This is a genomic window from Paraburkholderia tuberum STM678 (genome assembly GCF_902833905.1).
GTDB lineage: Bacteria > Pseudomonadota > Gammaproteobacteria > Burkholderiales > Burkholderiaceae > Paraburkholderia > Paraburkholderia tuberum.
The window spans coordinates 233,764-250,412 of record NZ_CADFGP010000001.1 but is presented as its reverse complement, the minus strand read 5'-3'; the positions used below and the strand labels follow the sequence as shown (position 1 = coordinate 250,412).

The following is a 16,649-nucleotide window of genomic DNA, read 5'->3' as shown; positions in this document are numbered from 1 at the left end:
ATGCTCGCACGCTCGCGGCTGTTCGCGCCGCTCTTCGTCGCATTGACGGGCAGCGCGTGGATCGCGTTATGGATATGGGACGCGGGGCCCTATGCGCGTTTTCTGCATCATGCGAGTTGGACCGAACTGCCGCTCGTCGGCCCGATATGCCGTGAGGTGCCCGGCGCGAGCCTCACGATTGCGGCATTGCTGCACAGCGTCGCATGGCTGCTGATGATCGCGGCGATGATGCTGCCGACCGCCTTCCCGCTCTTCGACACCTTCCGGCGGATGACCGTCGCGCACTCAAACCGGCGCACGCTGATGGCGCTTCTGATCGTCGGTTATGCGACGATGTGGGCGCTGTTCGGCGTGCTCGCGCACGGCTTCGACGCGGCGCTCCATCTGGTCGCGGACCAGTCTGCGAGCTTGCTTGCAAACGGCTGGCTGATCGGCGCCGCGATCGTCGCGCTCGCGGGCCTTTATCAGTTCAGCAGCCTCAAGCACCGATGTCTCGACAAATGCCGCTCGCCGCTGATGTTCATCACCGAGCATTGGCGCGGCAGGAGCGCGCGCCGCGAAAGCTTTGCGCTCGGCATCAGTCACGGCGCTTTCTGCATCGGCTGCTGTTGGGCCCTGATGCTGCTGATGTTCGCGGTCGGCACTGGCAGCGTCGGCTGGATGCTGGCGCTCGGCGCGATCATGTCGGCCGAGAAGAATTTCAGCTGGGGCAGGTCCATCGGCAAGCCGCTCGGCATTGCGTTGCTTGTGTGGTCCGCATGGATCGTCCTACAGCACGCCCGCATCGCCTGAGCCATGCGCGGCATCTTGCGCCCACGTAGCCCCGTTACCCCCTCTGCGCTTCCAAAGAACGCAGTGAGTTCGTCGGCGACCGCGCGCGGTTGTTCTTCTGGAATGAAGTGCCCGCAGTGACTAATGATGCGGCCTATTGGCCGCCTTTCGCCGCAAGAACCAGTCGAGGTATTCACGTTCCTTGCCGGCGAGCAGCACTTCCGGCAGGTCCGGTAGCCCGTGAAATGCGAAATGCCAGGTGCGCCATGCACGCTCGGGCGCGCTCGGCAACGCATCAGGCACGTCACGCCGGGGATCCCCGCATCCAGCAGCGCGAGTCGCCGGACTTCGTCGCCGAACATTACGGCGTAAGGAAAAGCCACCCACGCTCCAATGTCGTGTGCAGCAAGAAAGTACCGGGTCATCCCCAGTTGCTGGAGCAAACCGTGAACATGGCTCGCAGGGGTTTGTGTGTCGTAGCCGTCCATCGGACGATCCGAATCACCTTGTCCGGGAAGGTCCGGTGCGACGACTCGGTAGGTCTTTGCAAGCAGTCCCATCACTTTGCGCCAGGCGAACCAGCTCTCGGGAAAGCCCGCGAGCAACACGACCACGTCGCCCTGTGGGTTTCCACCGGTGACGTAGTGCAGCCTCAGTCCGTCGACTGTCGCGAACTTGTGCTCGAATCCTGCTAGCCCCGCAACGGGCCTTGCTACTGGCAACGTGCTTACGATTCCGGAACTCCCTGATGGCACCGGCGAGTGATGTGTTTTCACGAACGAAACTCCTCTGGGTTGGGGGATGACACCGTTGAGCGGCTTTTCTCATTGGCTGATGATGTTAGGAAATGTACGTTTCCTAATAGGGTGACCGGCACGCGGAGGTCATGCGATGCTATGTCTTGATGTGCTTAGTCCAGCAGACGCATGGCCTGATCCGCCGCCGCCATCATGTGTGCCCGGGATCGCCCGACTTTGCCGACGACTCTCAAACCTTGCGTCAGACTCAGCAGTGCGAGGCCGGTAGCGTCCGGATCCACGGCGGACGCGATCGAACCGTCTGTCTGGCCCGCTCGGATCAAACGACACAACAGACGCTCCGTTCGCTGCAAAGATGCGACCACATGACTCGCGATCTCATCATCGAAGGCCAGCAGGTCGACTGCACTTCCGACTACGAGACAACCTCGCTTGCCCTCATCGCCAATTGCAGACTCAGCATAAAACCGCAGAATGGCCCGTACCTTGTCGCGGCCGGTCTGCTCCGCGTCGAGCAGGCGCTGCAACTGGTCATTTCGTAGATGGATGTAGCGCTCGAGCGCGGCAAGGAATACCGCTCGCTTATCGGCGAACGCCTTGTAGATACTGCCGGCCGTGAGCCCCATCGCGGACCCAAGGTCGCCAAGAGACGTCCCTTGATAACCGCGCTCACGAAAAATCTGGATTGCCCCGTCCAGCGCGACGTCCATGTCGAATTCGCGTGGACGACCTGGAGCACGTGGCTGTCTGGCAGCATGGTTGCGTGTAGTCATACGGCGATTATAGGAAATGATCATTTCCTAATCAAGCTGTCCCAACGTGTACAGGCATTCGCGCCAGGCTCGTCGACCGTCTCATCCACTTTTTCCGTGTACGACTTTTATCTGAGGCCACTGGGGACGATCGGCCCTGACGCGGTCCAACCAATCCGGTGTAGTCTGACGGTCTGGTGCGCATTTTGGAGGCGGCATGGAACGGGAGCTGAAGCTGCGCGTTGCGAAGGAAGATCTCGTCAAATTGCGCAACGCGTCGATGCTTGCGCAATCAGAAGCCACGGCGGGAACGCCTCACCTGCTGACGAGCACCTATTTCGACACGCCCGATTTTTCATTTCACTGGTGCGGGGCTTCGCTGCGCGTGCGCACCGTCGGCAACGACAAAATCCAGACGCTGAAGCGCGAAGGATCGGCCAAGGCGGGGTTGTTCGACCGGGACGAGTTCGAGATGCCCGTGAATAGCGACGCGCCCGATCTGACGCTGCTGTACGACCAGATCCCCGACGACAGCGACTGCGGAAAGCTGATTCGCGACGAGACCGTTGCGGCCCAACTGAAGCCGGTGTTCGTCACGCGGATCAACCGGTCAGCGTTTGTGCTGCGCCAGCCGTCCGGAGACGAACTCGAGCTTGCTCTCGACGAAGGAAGCGTCGAAGCGGATTCGGGATCAGTGCAGATCGCCGCGGTGGAACTGGAACTGAAACAGGGCAATCCGGATGTGCTGTACCGCGTCGCGCTGGAAATGCTCGAAACTGTGCCGCTGCGTATCGATCATCGCAGCAAGGCAGATGTCGGGTATGCACTGCTCATTGACGAGCACAGCGAGGCGGTGAAAGCGCAACCAGTGCGACTGAACAAACGCGATTCGGTCGAGGATGCGTTCTGCGCGATTGTGCGCAACTGTCTGGACCAGGTCCACGCGAATGAACGGGGCGTCGTGTCGGGCCACGCTCCATCGAGCGTCCATCAGATGCGCGTGGGACTTCGTCGCTTGCGTTCGGCTCTCGACCTGTTTGCGAAGGTCATCCCCGCCTCGTCCGGATTCGACGAGGAGTTGCGCTGGATTGCCTCGGAACTCGGCGGCGCGCGCGACTGGGAAGTGCTTGCGGGATCGACGCTCGACCATGCCGGCGCCGACGGCAATGCGGACGAGATCCGGCCCGTCAGACAGGCGTGCGAGCAGATTGCCGTCAACAACCGGCAGCGCGCGGCTGCCGCGGTCGAGTCGGTTCGCTACACGCGGCTCGCGCTCCAGTTCGCGCTCTGGATGAACCGCAAAGGTTGGCGAGATGAGATGTCCGACGAACAGCGCAACGCAATCAGCGGCCCGGTGAAGTCATTCGCCGCCGATGTCCTGCGTCGTCGGCACAAGAAACTGATCAAACGTGGCAAGGGTTTGGCCGATCTGGACGATCACCGTCGTCACCGCGCCCGCATCGCGGCGAAAAAAGTTCGATACGCCACCGAGTTCTTTGCGTCGCTATGCCCGAAGCAGGCCGTTCGCCATTATGTCGACGCGCTCACCGCGCTTCAGGATGATCTCGGCTGGCGCAACGATGCCGTCGTCGCCGATCAGCTTCTGAAGTCGTTGTTGAAAACGTCGCCGGAAGCAGCCTCGGGCGCGGCCTTCGCACGCGGCTTCCTCGCGTCACGCGTCGCTGCCGATCATCAGACATTGAAGAAGCTGTGGAAGCGCTTCAAACTGCTTTCGTCACCGCACTGACGCGAACAATTCACCGCGATGTATCCGGGCACGAACGTGTCACGCGCAACACTCATCGTGAGGTCTCACGATGTTCGAGATCGAAGTCTTATTATCCGAACAAGCGCGACCACGCCGCGCGTATGCGGCGCGCGCGGTCCTCGAACAGGTACGACGCAGCGAGCGCGAACAGGCCTGACATGACCCCCGTCGCGACGTGTTCGAGAACATGAAAGCGGTACTGGCTCAAATGAGAGTAGGCATCGCCGATAGCGGTCAGGCAACCGACGAGCAGTGCGTTGCTATAGCGATTCCCGTACCACTTCGCCGCCGGCGTGAAGGTGAGCAGCAGGGCGAGCACACCGGTGAGCAGCCCGGTTTTGAATGCGATCGCCCAGTGCGTGAGGCTCATGATGTTGCCCCAGCTCCCCGGCATACAGGTCATGCACGCGCTGGTTGGCTGCCAGAAACGCTGGATAAACAGTTTGAAGCGGCGTTTCCATGCGCTTCCCATGATGTACTCCACGATATCCAGCGCGAGATTTCACGCAGACATGGTACATCGCGAGCGTGCCGTGGCGTGTGATGAGCGTGCGGTGATAAAGGACCGTCACACACGTTACCCGCCTCTATGCGTCAGTCAATTGGACCTGCGTCAATTGACTTCGTCCATGATCGATTACAAGCCGTTTGAGGTGGGTGGCATCGAGGCCTTCACTGAAACACCGGTTTTCCCGACGCGTCCTTGACCTTGGTCTTCCATTGCGCGCGGATTTCCGCCACGACCGAATCCGGCAGCGAAATGTAGTCGAGATCGCTGGCAGCCTGGCCGCCGTTCTTGAACGCCCAGTCGAAGAACTTCAACGTTGCCGCGCCTTGCGCCGGCTTGTCCTGCGTCGCATGCAGGAGCACGAAGGTCGCGCCGACGACAGGCCACGCGTCCTTGCCGGGCTCGTTCGTCAGGATCTGGTAGAAGGTCGTCTTCCAGTCCGCGCCCGAGGCGGCCGCCTTGAAGGTTTCGGTCTTCGGCGCAACCACGATACCGGCCGAATTCTTCAGGCTGGTGTAGATCATGTTGTTTTGCTTCGCATATGCCCACTCGACGTAACCGACCGCGCCCGGCAGGCGTTGCACGAACGCGGCAACGCCGTCATTGCCCTTGCCGCCCGTACCGGTCGGCCAGTTCACCGTCGTGCCTTCGCCGACCTTCGACTTCCACTCCGGGTTCACCTTCGACAGAAAGTTCGTCCAGATGAAGCTCGTGCCCGAACCGTCGGCGCGGCGCACCACGGCGATGTCCGTATCTGGCAGCTTCATACCCGGATTCAGCGCGGCGATCGCCGGATCGTTCCATTTCTTGATCTTGTTCAGATAGATGTCGCCAAGCACGGCACCCGACAGAATGAGTTGACCCGGCTTCACGCCGGGCAGGTTCACAACCGGCACGACGCCGCCGACCACGGTCGGGAATTGGAACAGGCCAGTCTTCGCCAGTTCGTCCTCCTTCATCGGCGCATCGGAACCTGCGAAATCAACGGTCTTCGCGATGATCTGCTTGATGCCGCCCGCTGAACCGATGCCTTGGTAGTTGACCTTGCCGCCTCCCGCCTTTTGGTAGGCGTCAGCCCACTTGTTATAGATCGGGGCCGCAAAAGTGCTGCCCGCGCCGGTGATGTTGACGGTTTGCGCTTGCGCGGCCGCGAGCGGTAGAGCAACGGCAAGAACTGCAATTCCTCGTTTGAACAGCATGGTTTGCCTCCACGAGATTGACTGACCGGTTCAATGGTTGCAGCAAGCTACGCGCCGCGATCCCTCTCTTGCGCATTCCGCAGGCCCGGCGTGCCCATCGCCGCGTCGAGCCTTGCCATCGGCTCGAACGTCTAAACTTAGGCGGTTCGAATGACATTTTGTTGACAACTGCGGCGCGGCGTTCAGACGGTCTGATTGCGGCGTCGTTCAGCAATGCGGTTGGCTTTGCCGCGTTGAAGGATGGAATCTCACGGACAGGCTTCGGCTTCTGCATAGTACCGGTTCGGCGCGGGAAAAACTCCGGTGATGACTTCGATCAGAAAGGGGCCGTCATATTGACAAGCTTCACTCAGTACACCATCAAGCTCGTCGATGCGCTCAACCACGCGCGCGGCCACACCGATCGACGATGCAAAAGCCGACCAGCTATGACAGGGCAATTTGGTGAACTGCTCTGAAATCGAACCACTCCTGATAGCGTCGATATGGATTGCGCCATGTGCGGCGTTGTTCAGAACCACATAGATCACCTTGACTCGGTATCGAGCCGCGGTCTGAATCTCCATGCCGTGCATCATCATGCACCCATCGCCGGTCACCACGACACATGGGCGTTCCGGGGCCGCAAGCTTGACGCCGATTCCGGCTGCGATGGCCCAGCCCATCGGGGCGAGCGAGCTCGACGAAAAGTAGTTGCCCTTACCTGACGACAGCCAGTAATGGGCCATGAAGATGCGGTGGGCTCCGGAATCCACCACGACGTTGCTGTCCTTCGGCAGAATCCGGCACAAGTGCTTAACTACGTCTCCAGGATATAGCGCTTCGTCACCGCTGGAAACTCGGTCTCCTAACTGCTCGAACCGGTGGTCGTACAGGGGGGTCTCGTTGATCTCGGCAATCCACCCCTTTCTTCTTTGCAGTGCTTGCGGCAGCCCGGGAGGGTTGTCCGCGGCTTTCTGGGCCAGCAACCGGAAGCTCGCGGAAATTCCGGAGAAGATTCCTTGACGCGAAATGTGCCCCATCGCCGGTGAATCGAAGCTGTCATCAAAGATGAATAGCTCCTTCCCCCCTGTCAGCCTCCTGCTCCAGTTCATGCTGTCTCGCTGGTTCAGGTCGCTACCAAACACGACTAGTACGTCAAGTTCGTCGGAGTTGATCACCCGTGCAGCGCGCGAATGACTTGAAAATCCGTACACACCCAGTGCAAGGGCATGTTGCTCAGGAAATGCGCCTTTTCCCGATAGTGTCGTTGCGACTGGAATGTGAAAGCCTTCGGCAACCTCGAGAAGAAGCTTTGCGGTTTCCGCATCATTGCCGCGACTTCCGACCAGAAACGCGACTCTCTTCGACTGAAACAGATACTGATCGCACAGGGCATCGAGAGCGGCGCGGTTCGCGGGCACTTCGCATGCGTTAAATTCGCCGTGAGCGTAGGGTTGCCGTGCGACCTCCTGACCGGGCAGGACATCCTGCTTTTGAACGTCTACGGGGATACTGATGAATGACTGCGCTCGACGCATCCAGTTCAACCCTTCGATCGCACGACGCATCTCGGCCTGAGTATTTTCCTTGTTCTTTAGCTCGACGATATCCGTCACCAGACTTCTGACCACGCCGCTTTCAAAAATGCCTCCGGGCGTGGCATCCTGGAACGCCCCTTTGCCTTCCGCGTGCGACGAGATCCCCCCGGCAATATAGAGCATCGGAATCCGGTCCGCGTGAGCGGCCGCCATGCCGGGAACGAAATTCATCGTGCCTGGACCGGAAATCCCTGCGCAAACGCCGAATTTCCGGCTGGCGCGGGCATAGCCATCGGCCATGAAAGCACTGCCAGTCTCATGAGCGCCTACGATTCCGCGAATCAAAGGGGAGTTGTCGATTGCGTCCAGCAGCGGATAGATCAGTTTTCCCGGGACCAGGAACACGTGGTCTATTCCGGAGGACTCCAACGAGTTCACAACCATTGCCGAGACATTGAGCGGAGCGTTTGATCCCATAGTTTTGATTACGATCTCACGAGTTACCGTTAATCGAATCTCACCGCTGCGCATCTGCCCGTCACGCGCTGCATGTCGGAGCGGCGCGAGACGAGATCGGCGATGGCCAGTGCGCGGAGACGGCGAGACGACGTTCAAGGCGCTGCACGTCGAGTGCAGTCGCGCATCGCGCTATTTCCTCGAACCCGCTTGACCGGCGGGCCCGGGTGTCTCCGTCCACAATCACACGCCCTGGCTGCACTGTTGATCATCCACGCTGCCTCCCGTGCCTGAGGCAGTCGCCGCGCCGCATTGATAGCCATCCGGCGCACGTGTATCGCGGATCTTCGCCCGCTCGACTCCTGCGGGGCTGGCACGCGCCGACGGTATGAATCGACGTCATCCAGCACCCGGAACCGGTCGGAATCGCTCAGAATTTCTGCCAGTCCGTCTCAGTCGCGGCGGCGACGACTACCGGACCTTCTGAAGAGGGGACTGGTCTCCTCGCAACCTTTGCCGGTGTTACAGCAGAGGACGGGGCGCGGTTCAGGGCCGTGCGTTGCGGTACTGCCGCTTGCGTCGTCGCTCGCGATGAAGCAGCCTTCTCGCCATCGACCTTGAAAAAAGCGACCGTCTTGCGCAGGCTTTCCGCTTGCCGGGCCATTGTCTGGGCTGCCGCCGACGCCTCTTCGACAAGCGCAGCGTTTTGCTGTGTGACCTGGTCCATCTGGTTGACTGCCTGATTGACCTGTTCGATACCGGTGCTTTGCTCGCTCGATGCCGACGAGATTTCGCCCACGATGTCGGTCACGCGCTTCACTGACTGCACGATTTCCTTGATCGCACCGCCCGCTTCTTCGACGAGCATCGAGCCTGCCTCCACCCGGCTGAGAGAGTCCGAGATCAACTCCTTGATTTCCTTCGCGGCAGTCGCACTGCGCTGCGCGAGCGTGCGGACTTCACCCGCAACGACAGCGAAGCCCCGCCCCTGTTCTCCCGCGCGGGCCGCTTCGACCGCTGCGTTCAGCGCGAGGATGTTGGTCTGGAAGGCGATGCCTTCGATGACGCCGATAATCTCGGACATCGTGGCCGAGCTGGTGGAGATGTCACGCATTGTGTCGACCACGCGCCCGACGATCTCGCCGCCATGTTGCGCGACGCTCGAGGCGGTACCCGCGAGCGTGGCAGCCTGGGTTGCATTGTCCGTGTTGTGGCGGACCGCCGCAGTCAGTTCCTCCATGCTGGAAGCCGTTTCTTCGAGCGACGCCGCCTGTTGCTCCGTGCGACTCGACAGATCCAGATTGCCTTGTGCGATCTGCGCACTCGCAGTCGCGACACCTTCGGCGTTCTCGCGCACCTCTGATACGACCTGCACCAGGGCGTCGCACATGGCTTTGAGCGACGCCATCAGGCTGTTCGTGTCGCCGGGCCGCAGGGCGATACTGATGTTCAGGTCGCCGGCCGCCACGCTTCTGGCCACAGCAGCAGCCGTCGCCGGCTCCGTACCCAGTTGCCGCGTTACGCTACGCATCATCCATATGCCGATTCCCACGCCGATCGACACGGACATCGCCACGAAGACCAGCATCAAAGTTCGACCTTCCTCGTACACGGCATCGTTGGCTTCAGCTGTCCGTTGCGCGTCGGCCTGTTTCAGGGCAACCAGATTGCCCATCAGCACGAGGGTCTTGAAGCCTTTGTCGTGGTACTCGCCCAGCATGTATTCGGTCAGGCTGTCCCGGTCCCCTAACGCCGCCGCGTTGATCTTGCCTTTCATTTCATTGAAGGCCTGGATGTAGGCCTGCCAACCTTGATCGAGGTCGGCGAACGTAGCCTTGCCTTTGTCGGTATAGATGAGCGGCTCCGCCTGATTGAGGTGCTCACGTGACGAGGCAAAGGCCTTGTCAGCTTGATCGAGCGAGCCAGCCCGCTGTGCGGCCGTCGTGGCCAGAACCGCGTTGCGCAGATAGGTGCCGACTCTCAGTACGTCGGCGTTAGCCTGCTGTATCAGGTTGAGCCCGACAAGGTCCTGCCGATACGTCTTGTCTGCGTTCGCACTGATCTCCGCCATGTTGTGCAGGCCGATCCCGCTGACAACAGCGCTGATGATCGAAACCAGGATGAACGCACTGATCAGCTTGGCGCCGAGTTTCATATTGCCGAAATTCATAGTTCGCTTTGTTGAGAATGTAAGAACCCGAACGGATAAGCAGGTACATCACCGCTTTGGCGCCCGCTATAACACAAGGCCATACCGACGCGAAACGCAGTACCGGACATAACTGGTTATCGGCAATACGCTCTAATTCTTCAGGTGAATAGCGGGATTATCGCGAAGATTTTTTTACGTCCCTATAAGAGAACAGGAGTGGTCTATTTTGAGCCGATGAAAGTGCCAATCGGTGCACGCGCTGGTGCCGGCCGCACTCGCTTGGTGCAACGCTTTTGGTCGCCCCGAACATGCACGCTCTATCGACGAACAACCGCGCTGAGATTCATTCTATTTCGATATGTTTATATCGATTCAATATTTAAGTTTTGCATCTTCCGGAGCAGCCGCACAGGCATGCAACACGCGACGAAATTTTATCCAGGAGGCCCTATGAGCAATTCGATTGCGCAGCTTTTCCGGCATTTGACTGCGGGTGTGTATGTGATCGGCGTAGCGGACGGCGAGCGCCGCAATGCGTTCACCGCAAGCTCGGTGATGCAGGTTTCGTTTTCACCATTGCTGGTCGCGCTCGGCATCAGTCCCGAGCATGAGTCGTACGAACTACTGCGCAGCGGCGCGGTGTTCGCGATCAGCGTGTTGCGCGCGGATCAACAGAGGCTCGCCGAGCACTTCGGCACGCAGTCGGGCCGAGCCGTCGACAAGCTCGCGGTGGCTCGCTGGCGTACCGGCGTGACCGGCGCGCCGCTGTTACTCGATGCGCTCGCGCATTTCGACTGCCGGGTGACCGGCGACATCGAGGCGGGAGATCATCGGCAGATAGTTGGGCGCGTCGTCGATGGCGCGCTAGCCGGCGCGGACGGCGACCCGCTGATCTACGCGCAGACTGGCAATCTCGACATGAGCGAGGATCTTTATCCGGAGACGTTTTCGTAGTTGGCTGGCGTGCTGGCTGCTCAATGCCAGTGCCCGCCATGTCCTCCGTGCCAGTGGCCGTAATAGCCGCCATGGCCATAGCCACCGCCCCAGTAGCCTCCGATCACCACTGACGGTCCCCACCATCCGTAGTAGCCCGGCCATGAATAGCCATAGGGATAGCCGTAATAGCCGGGATAACCGTAACCGTAATACCCGGGATAGCCGTAATAAGCAGGCGCAGGTACCGCGACGTACGTGCAATTCTGTCCCGACAACGGCAAGTCGTTTGGCGCCGGATTCGCGGCCGCCGTACCGCTCGCCGGCACAGGCGCGTTGCCAGACGATGCTTGCGCGGGGCCGGTGGCAGTGGCGCTGGTGCAGGCGTAATAGCCACCGGCTCCCGGATAGTACGAATAAGGACCGTAATAGACGCAGCCAGACAACACACATACGCCCGCCACGCCAGTGCATAGACCAATGATTCCACAACGCATGATCGCTCCCCCTATCCGGGCGCAGCGCAGCCGTCTCGACACGGCGTGTTTTTATTCTAGTCTTCGAATCCGGTCTCGGGTACGGGTCTTGCGAACCGCAGATATTCCGTGGAAATCAGGAGTTTCGACATGAACCCGCTCGATCCTCTCGACCCGAACGCCTCCGCGACTCCCATACAGCCCAGCGCCGGCGCACGTATCGCCGGCAGCGGCGTCGGCGACGGTCCCGGACCCGCGGTCATGGCCGCCGCGACGCTCGACGGCAACAAGGTGATCTCTTCCGATGGCCAGGACCTCGGCAAAATCTCCGACATCATGCTCGATGTGCGCAGCGGCCGCATCGCGTATGCGGTGCTGACGGAGGGCGCTTTCCTCGGCATCGGCGGGACCTTGCACGCGATCCCGTGGCGTTCGCTGACGCTCGACACGGACCGCAAGTGCTTCCAGCTGGACGCCACGGCCGAGCAGGTGAAAAGCTCGCCGGGCTTCGACAAGGACCATTGGCCGGCAATGGCCGATCGCGCATGGGGGACGTCGGTCCATCAGTTCTATCATCGCGAACCGTACTGGGAAGCGACGCGCAGTGTCGTCGAAAGCGATCCCGCGACACGTGTCGATCCGACGAGCGGAATCTGAAGACACGCATCGCGACGCTCGAGCACCGCTACCTCGCACGCGTTGCCTGTTGCGGCGAGCACGCGAGGCGCGGTGCGCTGTTACACCCCGATGGTCCGCGTCGTCTTCAGCGCGATCCACGTCATGCCTTCGCGCAAGCCTTCGAGTACCGCTTCTCTTTCCACGGCGAACACCTGCGACTGATGAAAGGTGCGTTCGAAGTCACCCTCGGGCGACACATGTTTGACATGGATCGTCGACAGGAACCCGCCTTCCTGCGCCTCCCGCGTCTCGACGCTCACGGACCAGGTTCCTTCCTGCGCGTTTGCTGATATGGCCATTGGATGCTCCTCGGGGTTGTCGCGAGCGACTGCCATCGTCAGCGTAATGGCCCGCAACGCCTCTCTCGTTGATCCACGTCAACCGTCAACACGAACCATGAGTCACGCTCGACGTCGTTCGCTTTCCCCGATACTTTCAGCTCCGTTTCAGACGCACGCCATCGCGTGAAAACCCTGCCGGGAAAACGCGCAATGCCTCTTGCACGCGGCGTGCTTGGCGCGCCGCGCGCACCGATTTCGCGCCCCTCGCCGCGACGTTTCGCGGTAAGCTTTGCGACGGTATCCGCGTCACGAGTTCGTGCCGGTGCGGCCACGCTGCCCTCATGATCGACGAACGTCGGAGTTCATCATGTGGTACGCCTTCATCGATGCACAGCAACGCCTCGCGCGCGCGATGGTCGGGGGAGTTCTGTCCGAACCGGAGTCGGGGCCGCGCCCGCAAGCGGGCTGGCTCGGCCCGGAGCAGGCGGCCGACGCGTTCAGCTACTGGCTGCTGAGATCCGCCTGCGCTTTCGAACGAACGCCGACATTCGCGATCCACTCCGTTGCCGGCAACGGTAGCCGCGTTACCGTCGACGAAAGCGTCGTCGCCTCCTTGCCGCTCGGCGCGCTGCTCAGGTTCAAGCGCAACCCCTCTACACCCCCTACCGACGCAAAACTGCCGGTGCTGTTGTGCGCGCCCCTCGCCGGACATCACTCAGTCATGCTGCGCGAGACCGTCGAAACGCTGCTCGAGGAACGTGACGTGTTCGTGACCGATTGGGCCGACGCGCGCGACGTGCCGCGCGAAGCGGGCCCGCTATCGCTCGACGACTACGTGCAGGCGCTCGAAAGCTTCGTCGGCGCCGCCCGCGCGTTCGGTTCGCCGGTTCATGTGATCGCGATCTGTCAGGCGAGCGTGCCTGCGCTCGGCGCCGCGGCGCTGCTCGCCATGGACGAGGCGGCGCCGATCGCGAGCCTCTCGCTACTCGGCGGCCCGATCGATACCCGTTTGAACCCGACCATCACCGACCGCTTCGCCAGTTCCCATTCGCTCGAGTGGTTTCACGACCATGCGATCGATATCGTTCCACCGCCCTATTGCGGCGCGGGGCGTCTCGTGTACCCGGGCTTCATCCAGCAGACCGCGATTTTTGCCGCGCATCCGGAGCGGCAGTTGCGACTCGAAGCGGATTACTGGTCCCGATGGCTCGCCGGCGACATGCCCGGTGCGCAGCGGGCGCTGCGCTCGGCAAACGAATATGCCGCGGTGCTCGACATGGCGGAGTGCTACTTCTTCGACATGCTTCGTGTGGTGTTTCACGAACATCTGTTGCCGCGCGATCTGTGGTCGGTCGCCGGGCGCCGGGTACGAATCGCCGCGCTGCGCGATACCCCGCTGTGCTCGATCGAGGGTGACAGCGACGAGATCACGGGCGCGGGGCAAACGCATTGCGCGCATGCGCTGTGCGATGCATCGCCGATGCGAGCCGCGCGGCAGCTCACCATCGAGCAGTGCAATCACTACGACCTCTTCATCGGGCCGCGTTGGCGCGATGCGGTTCATCCGGGGCTCCGCGAATTCTGGCGCGATGTCGAGCACGCCGCGTTGAAGGTTTGCCGGCCGCGCCGCGCGGCCAGGGGTTCGGCAAACCGCAAATCGGCGTGAGGTGGCCGGGAAAACGTCAGCAGTCCGCATCTGACGAACGCCGAGCGTCACGTCACGGCGCAAGTTCGTCAGTTCCCACGCTCGGTGCCGATCGCTGTTTCGAGGGTCATTTCCGCCGCATCGAACGCGCGACGGATCGCCGCTTTGGCGTCGTCGTCAGTGCAGTGCGCGACGGGCTTGAGCTCGTGCGCGGGCGTGACCAGATCCAGCCTCACGTCATACAGCGGATGCGCCGATCCCGGACGCAACGCCTCGATGGCGAGATGGCAGTGCGACACGAGCGCGCCAAACCGCGCGAGACGCACCAGTTGCGCACCTGCTTCCGCTTCGAGCGGAGCGGCACCCGCAAAGCCAAGGTAGACGATCTGCATGTCGATGCCCATCTTCGCCTCCCCTTGCGAGTGTCGATCGAACCTGTTCCGCGCAGACTCAGGGTCCAGGCGCCTGCTATGGGGCTTATCTTGTTCTTGCCAGAAAGACGGTCATTGACGTGGGTCAAGCGCGGTGAAGGCGAGCACCCTCACTGCATATGCATACCCCCGTTAATCGCAATGTCCGCACCGGTGATAAAAGCCGCCTCCTCCGAGCATAGAAACGCGATCAACGCCGCCACCTCGTCCGGACGTCCCAGCCGGCCGAGCGGAATCTGCGGCAGGATCTTCGTGTCGAGGATCTCGCGCGGCACCGCTTCGACCATCGCGGTCGCGAGATAACCGGGCGACACCGTGTTCACCGTGACGCCGTGCTTCGCGGTTTCGAGCGCAAGTGCCTTCGTGAAGCCGTGCACGCCCGCTTTGGCCGCTGAATAATTGGTTTGCCCGTAGGCGCCGCGCGAACCGTTGACCGACCCCACGTTGACGATGCGGCCGTGGCGCCGCTCGAGCATGCCGGGCAACAGCGGCTTGCTCATGTTGAACAGGCCATCGAGATCGGTGCGCAGCACGGCGTCCCAGTGCTCCTTGCTCATCTTCGCGAAGCTCGTGTCGTGCGTGATGCCCGCGTTGTTGATCAGCACGTCGACCCCGCCCAGTTCGGTCAGCACGCGTTGCGCGCAGCGCGCGCATGAATCGAAGTCGGCGATGTCGGCTTCGTAAGCGTGAAAGTCGCGCCCCGTGTCGCGCTCGTGCTGCAGCCATGTCGACACGTGATCGTTGTGCGTCGAGTGCGTCACCGCGACCGTCATGCCCGCGTCATGAAGCGCCCGGCTGACCGCCGTGCCCAAACCGCCCATCCCGCCTGTGACCAATGCCACGCGATCCGTTCCCATCTGAACTCCTCCTTGCCGTGTCTGCCATTGACGGTGCGCGCGCCGGCCTTGCCGGCTCGCGCGGCTAAACGACGCCCGCGAACGGCAGCGCGTTCTGCGAGCTCCACCACCATGCGCTCAGGCCGCCCGCGAGCGGCGCGACGCCTGGCGCGATGCCGTACCCCGCCTGCCACCACGCATACCAGGCGGCGCAAGCGCGGTTGGCCTCGCCGAACCAGTCCGCCTCGCGCTGCGCGACGAAAGCGATCGACTTGCTCCAGTCGGCGAAGCACCGCTCGGCGTACTCGTGTGCCGCGCCCTGTGCGGTCTGATACGCCGCCGCGTAGTCGAGCCAGCCTTCGGGCGGTCCGGATGCCGTCGAGGTCCATGGTGAAGCGGGGCGCCCGAGCGGCGCATCGGATTCGGAAATCATGATCGCTGCCCTCCAGAGCACAGCATAGGATTGCCAGGCGCGGTTGCAAACCGTCGAGCGTGCCCGTCACTGTACTGAGCGCGCGGCGGCCCGCGCTTGATCTGCATCAACAGCCGCGGCCGCCGGGCCCTTAGACTCCATTTGACGACGGGCTCGAGCCTGCTTGCGCCCGTTTCCCCACGTTTCTGTCACGGAGCTTTGGCGATGAGCTACAAAAGCATTCTCGTTCACCTCGATACGAGCGTTCGTGCACATCCGCGCCTCGAAATCGCATTGCAGCTCGCACACCGCTTTCATGCGACGCTGACCGGCCTGTTTTCGACGTACGTGCCACCGCGGCACGCGTTCTTCGTGATGGCCGGCACCGCCGACTACTACGCGGAGCACGAGCGTCTGCGGCACGAGCGTGCCAGCGCGCTCGAGCGGCTGTTTCGTGCGGAACTCGCGCGCGCGAACGTCGACGGTCATTGGATCGCCGCGAACGGCTACGCGAACGACGTCGTGCCGCCCTATGCGCGTCTCGCCGATCTGATCGTGCTCGGGCAGACCGATCCGACCGATCCCGAGGCGTTCGTCGCCGAACAGTTGGTCGAGCACGTCGTGCTGTCGGCCGGGCGGCCGGTGCTGCTGGTGCCGTCGGGCGGCACCTTCGCGGCGCCCGGCCGCCACGTGCTGATCGCGTGGGACGGCAGCCGCGAAGCCACCCGCGCGATCCACGACGCGCTGCCGTTCCTCGCGCACGCGTCCAAAGTGACGCTGCTGACGGTTCATTCATCGGGCGATCGTCCGCCGCGCGACACGGTTCCGGGCGACGACATCGCACTCACCGTCGCACGTCACGGCGTCAAGATCGACGTGCGCGAACTGAGCGTCGCGGACGGCACGCCGGTCGGCGACGCGCTGCTGTCGCAGGCGGCCGACCTCGGCTGCGACATGATCGTGATGGGCGCCTACGCGCATTCGCGTCTGCACGAAGTCGTACTGGGCGGCGCGACGCGCACGATGCTCGAGTCGATGACCGTGCCGGTGCTGTTGTCGCACTGAAGTGACCG

16 protein-coding genes and 1 pseudogene are annotated in these 16,649 nt (G+C 62.1%); 6 read left to right on the top strand and 11 right to left on the bottom strand.

Annotation, left to right across the window (positions count from 1 at the left end; genetic code table 11):
* Window positions 1-792, top strand: coding sequence for a DUF2182 domain-containing protein (locus HWY30_RS01155; RefSeq protein WP_090810896.1), 792 nt, complete (start codon window positions 1-3; stop codon window positions 790-792).
* Between the two features lie 290 nt (window positions 793-1,082).
* Here HWY30_RS01155 and HWY30_RS41335 read toward each other — a convergent pair.
* Window positions 1,083-1,331 (bottom strand): annotated as a pseudogene (locus HWY30_RS41335) (alpha/beta fold hydrolase); the annotation flags it as partial.
* A 350-nt stretch (window positions 1,332-1,681) separates the two neighbouring features.
* Window positions 1,682-2,239, bottom strand: a complete 558-nt coding sequence (locus HWY30_RS01145) for a TetR/AcrR family transcriptional regulator (protein ID WP_090810894.1) — start codon at window positions 2,237-2,239, stop codon at window positions 1,682-1,684.
* A gap of 259 nt (window positions 2,240-2,498) precedes the next feature.
* On the opposite strand from HWY30_RS01145, the gene HWY30_RS01140 reads away from it, so the two are divergent.
* Window positions 2,499-4,028: a CYTH and CHAD domain-containing protein gene (locus tag HWY30_RS01140; protein WP_090810892.1), complete on the top strand. Its 1,530-nt coding sequence runs from the start codon at window positions 2,499-2,501 to the stop codon at window positions 4,026-4,028.
* A gap of 91 nt (window positions 4,029-4,119) precedes the next feature.
* Here the strand turns inward: HWY30_RS01140 and HWY30_RS01135 are convergent, their stop codons facing one another.
* From HWY30_RS01135 to HWY30_RS01120, 4 genes are all read right to left on the bottom strand, one after another.
* Window positions 4,120-4,521 (bottom strand): hypothetical protein, encoded by a 402-nt coding sequence (locus tag HWY30_RS01135; protein ID WP_090810890.1) that lies wholly within the window; start codon window positions 4,519-4,521, stop codon window positions 4,120-4,122.
* Between the two features lie 200 nt (window positions 4,522-4,721).
* Window positions 4,722-5,756 (bottom strand): phosphate ABC transporter substrate-binding protein PstS, encoded by a 1,035-nt coding sequence (gene pstS, locus HWY30_RS01130; RefSeq protein ID WP_090810888.1) that lies wholly within the window; start codon window positions 5,754-5,756, stop codon window positions 4,722-4,724.
* Between the two features lie 248 nt (window positions 5,757-6,004).
* Window positions 6,005-7,720 (bottom strand): thiamine pyrophosphate-binding protein, encoded by a 1,716-nt coding sequence (locus tag HWY30_RS01125; protein WP_090810886.1) that lies wholly within the window; start codon window positions 7,718-7,720, stop codon window positions 6,005-6,007.
* Between the two features lie 442 nt (window positions 7,721-8,162).
* The gene (locus tag HWY30_RS01120; protein ID WP_090810884.1) at window positions 8,163-9,902 is read right to left on the bottom strand and encodes a methyl-accepting chemotaxis protein; all 1,740 of its coding nucleotides are present in this window, start codon (window positions 9,900-9,902) and stop codon (window positions 8,163-8,165) included.
* A 432-nt stretch (window positions 9,903-10,334) separates the two neighbouring features.
* Here HWY30_RS01120 and HWY30_RS01115 point away from each other — a divergent pair, with 432 nt between their 5' ends.
* On the top strand, window positions 10,335-10,838 hold the full coding sequence (locus tag HWY30_RS01115) for a flavin reductase family protein (RefSeq protein WP_090810882.1): 504 nt from the start codon (window positions 10,335-10,337) through the stop codon (window positions 10,836-10,838).
* A gap of 20 nt (window positions 10,839-10,858) precedes the next feature.
* On the opposite strand, the gene HWY30_RS01110 is transcribed toward HWY30_RS01115, so the two are convergent.
* Window positions 10,859-11,314: a hypothetical protein gene (locus tag HWY30_RS01110; protein WP_090810880.1), complete on the bottom strand. Its 456-nt coding sequence runs from the start codon at window positions 11,312-11,314 to the stop codon at window positions 10,859-10,861.
* 129 nt (window positions 11,315-11,443) lie between these two features.
* Here HWY30_RS01110 and HWY30_RS01105 point away from each other — a divergent pair, with 129 nt between their 5' ends.
* On the top strand, window positions 11,444-11,950 hold the full coding sequence (locus tag HWY30_RS01105; RefSeq protein ID WP_090810879.1) for a PRC-barrel domain-containing protein: 507 nt from the start codon (window positions 11,444-11,446) through the stop codon (window positions 11,948-11,950).
* Window positions 11,951-12,030: 80 nt separating this feature from the next.
* Here the strand turns inward: HWY30_RS01105 and HWY30_RS01100 are convergent, their stop codons facing one another.
* Window positions 12,031-12,270, bottom strand: a complete 240-nt coding sequence (locus tag HWY30_RS01100) for a hypothetical protein (RefSeq protein ID WP_090811852.1) — start codon at window positions 12,268-12,270, stop codon at window positions 12,031-12,033.
* Between the two features lie 349 nt (window positions 12,271-12,619).
* Between HWY30_RS01100 and phaZ the strand changes: the two genes are divergently transcribed.
* Window positions 12,620-13,918: a polyhydroxyalkanoate depolymerase gene (phaZ, locus tag HWY30_RS01095; RefSeq protein WP_090810877.1), complete on the top strand. Its 1,299-nt coding sequence runs from the start codon at window positions 12,620-12,622 to the stop codon at window positions 13,916-13,918.
* A 68-nt stretch (window positions 13,919-13,986) separates the two neighbouring features.
* Here phaZ and HWY30_RS01090 read toward each other — a convergent pair whose 3' ends face one another.
* The 3 genes from HWY30_RS01090 to HWY30_RS01080 all read right to left on the bottom strand — a co-directional run bounded on the left by HWY30_RS01090 (window position 13,987) and on the right by HWY30_RS01080 (window position 15,597).
* The gene (locus tag HWY30_RS01090) at window positions 13,987-14,301 is read right to left on the bottom strand and encodes a hypothetical protein (protein ID WP_090810875.1); all 315 of its coding nucleotides are present in this window, start codon (window positions 14,299-14,301) and stop codon (window positions 13,987-13,989) included.
* Between the two features lie 137 nt (window positions 14,302-14,438).
* Complete coding sequence (phbB, locus tag HWY30_RS01085) at window positions 14,439-15,185, bottom strand: acetoacetyl-CoA reductase (RefSeq protein ID WP_090810873.1); 747 nt, start codon at window positions 15,183-15,185, stop codon at window positions 14,439-14,441.
* A gap of 64 nt (window positions 15,186-15,249) precedes the next feature.
* Window positions 15,250-15,597, bottom strand: coding sequence for a polyketide synthase (locus HWY30_RS01080; RefSeq protein ID WP_244144725.1), 348 nt, complete (start codon window positions 15,595-15,597; stop codon window positions 15,250-15,252).
* Between the two features lie 204 nt (window positions 15,598-15,801).
* Here HWY30_RS01080 and HWY30_RS01075 point away from each other — a divergent pair, with 204 nt between their 5' ends.
* Entirely contained in the window at window positions 15,802-16,641 is an 840-nt protein-coding gene (locus HWY30_RS01075) for a universal stress protein (RefSeq protein ID WP_090810871.1), read from the top strand.
* Window positions 16,642-16,649: the final 8 nt, after the last annotated feature.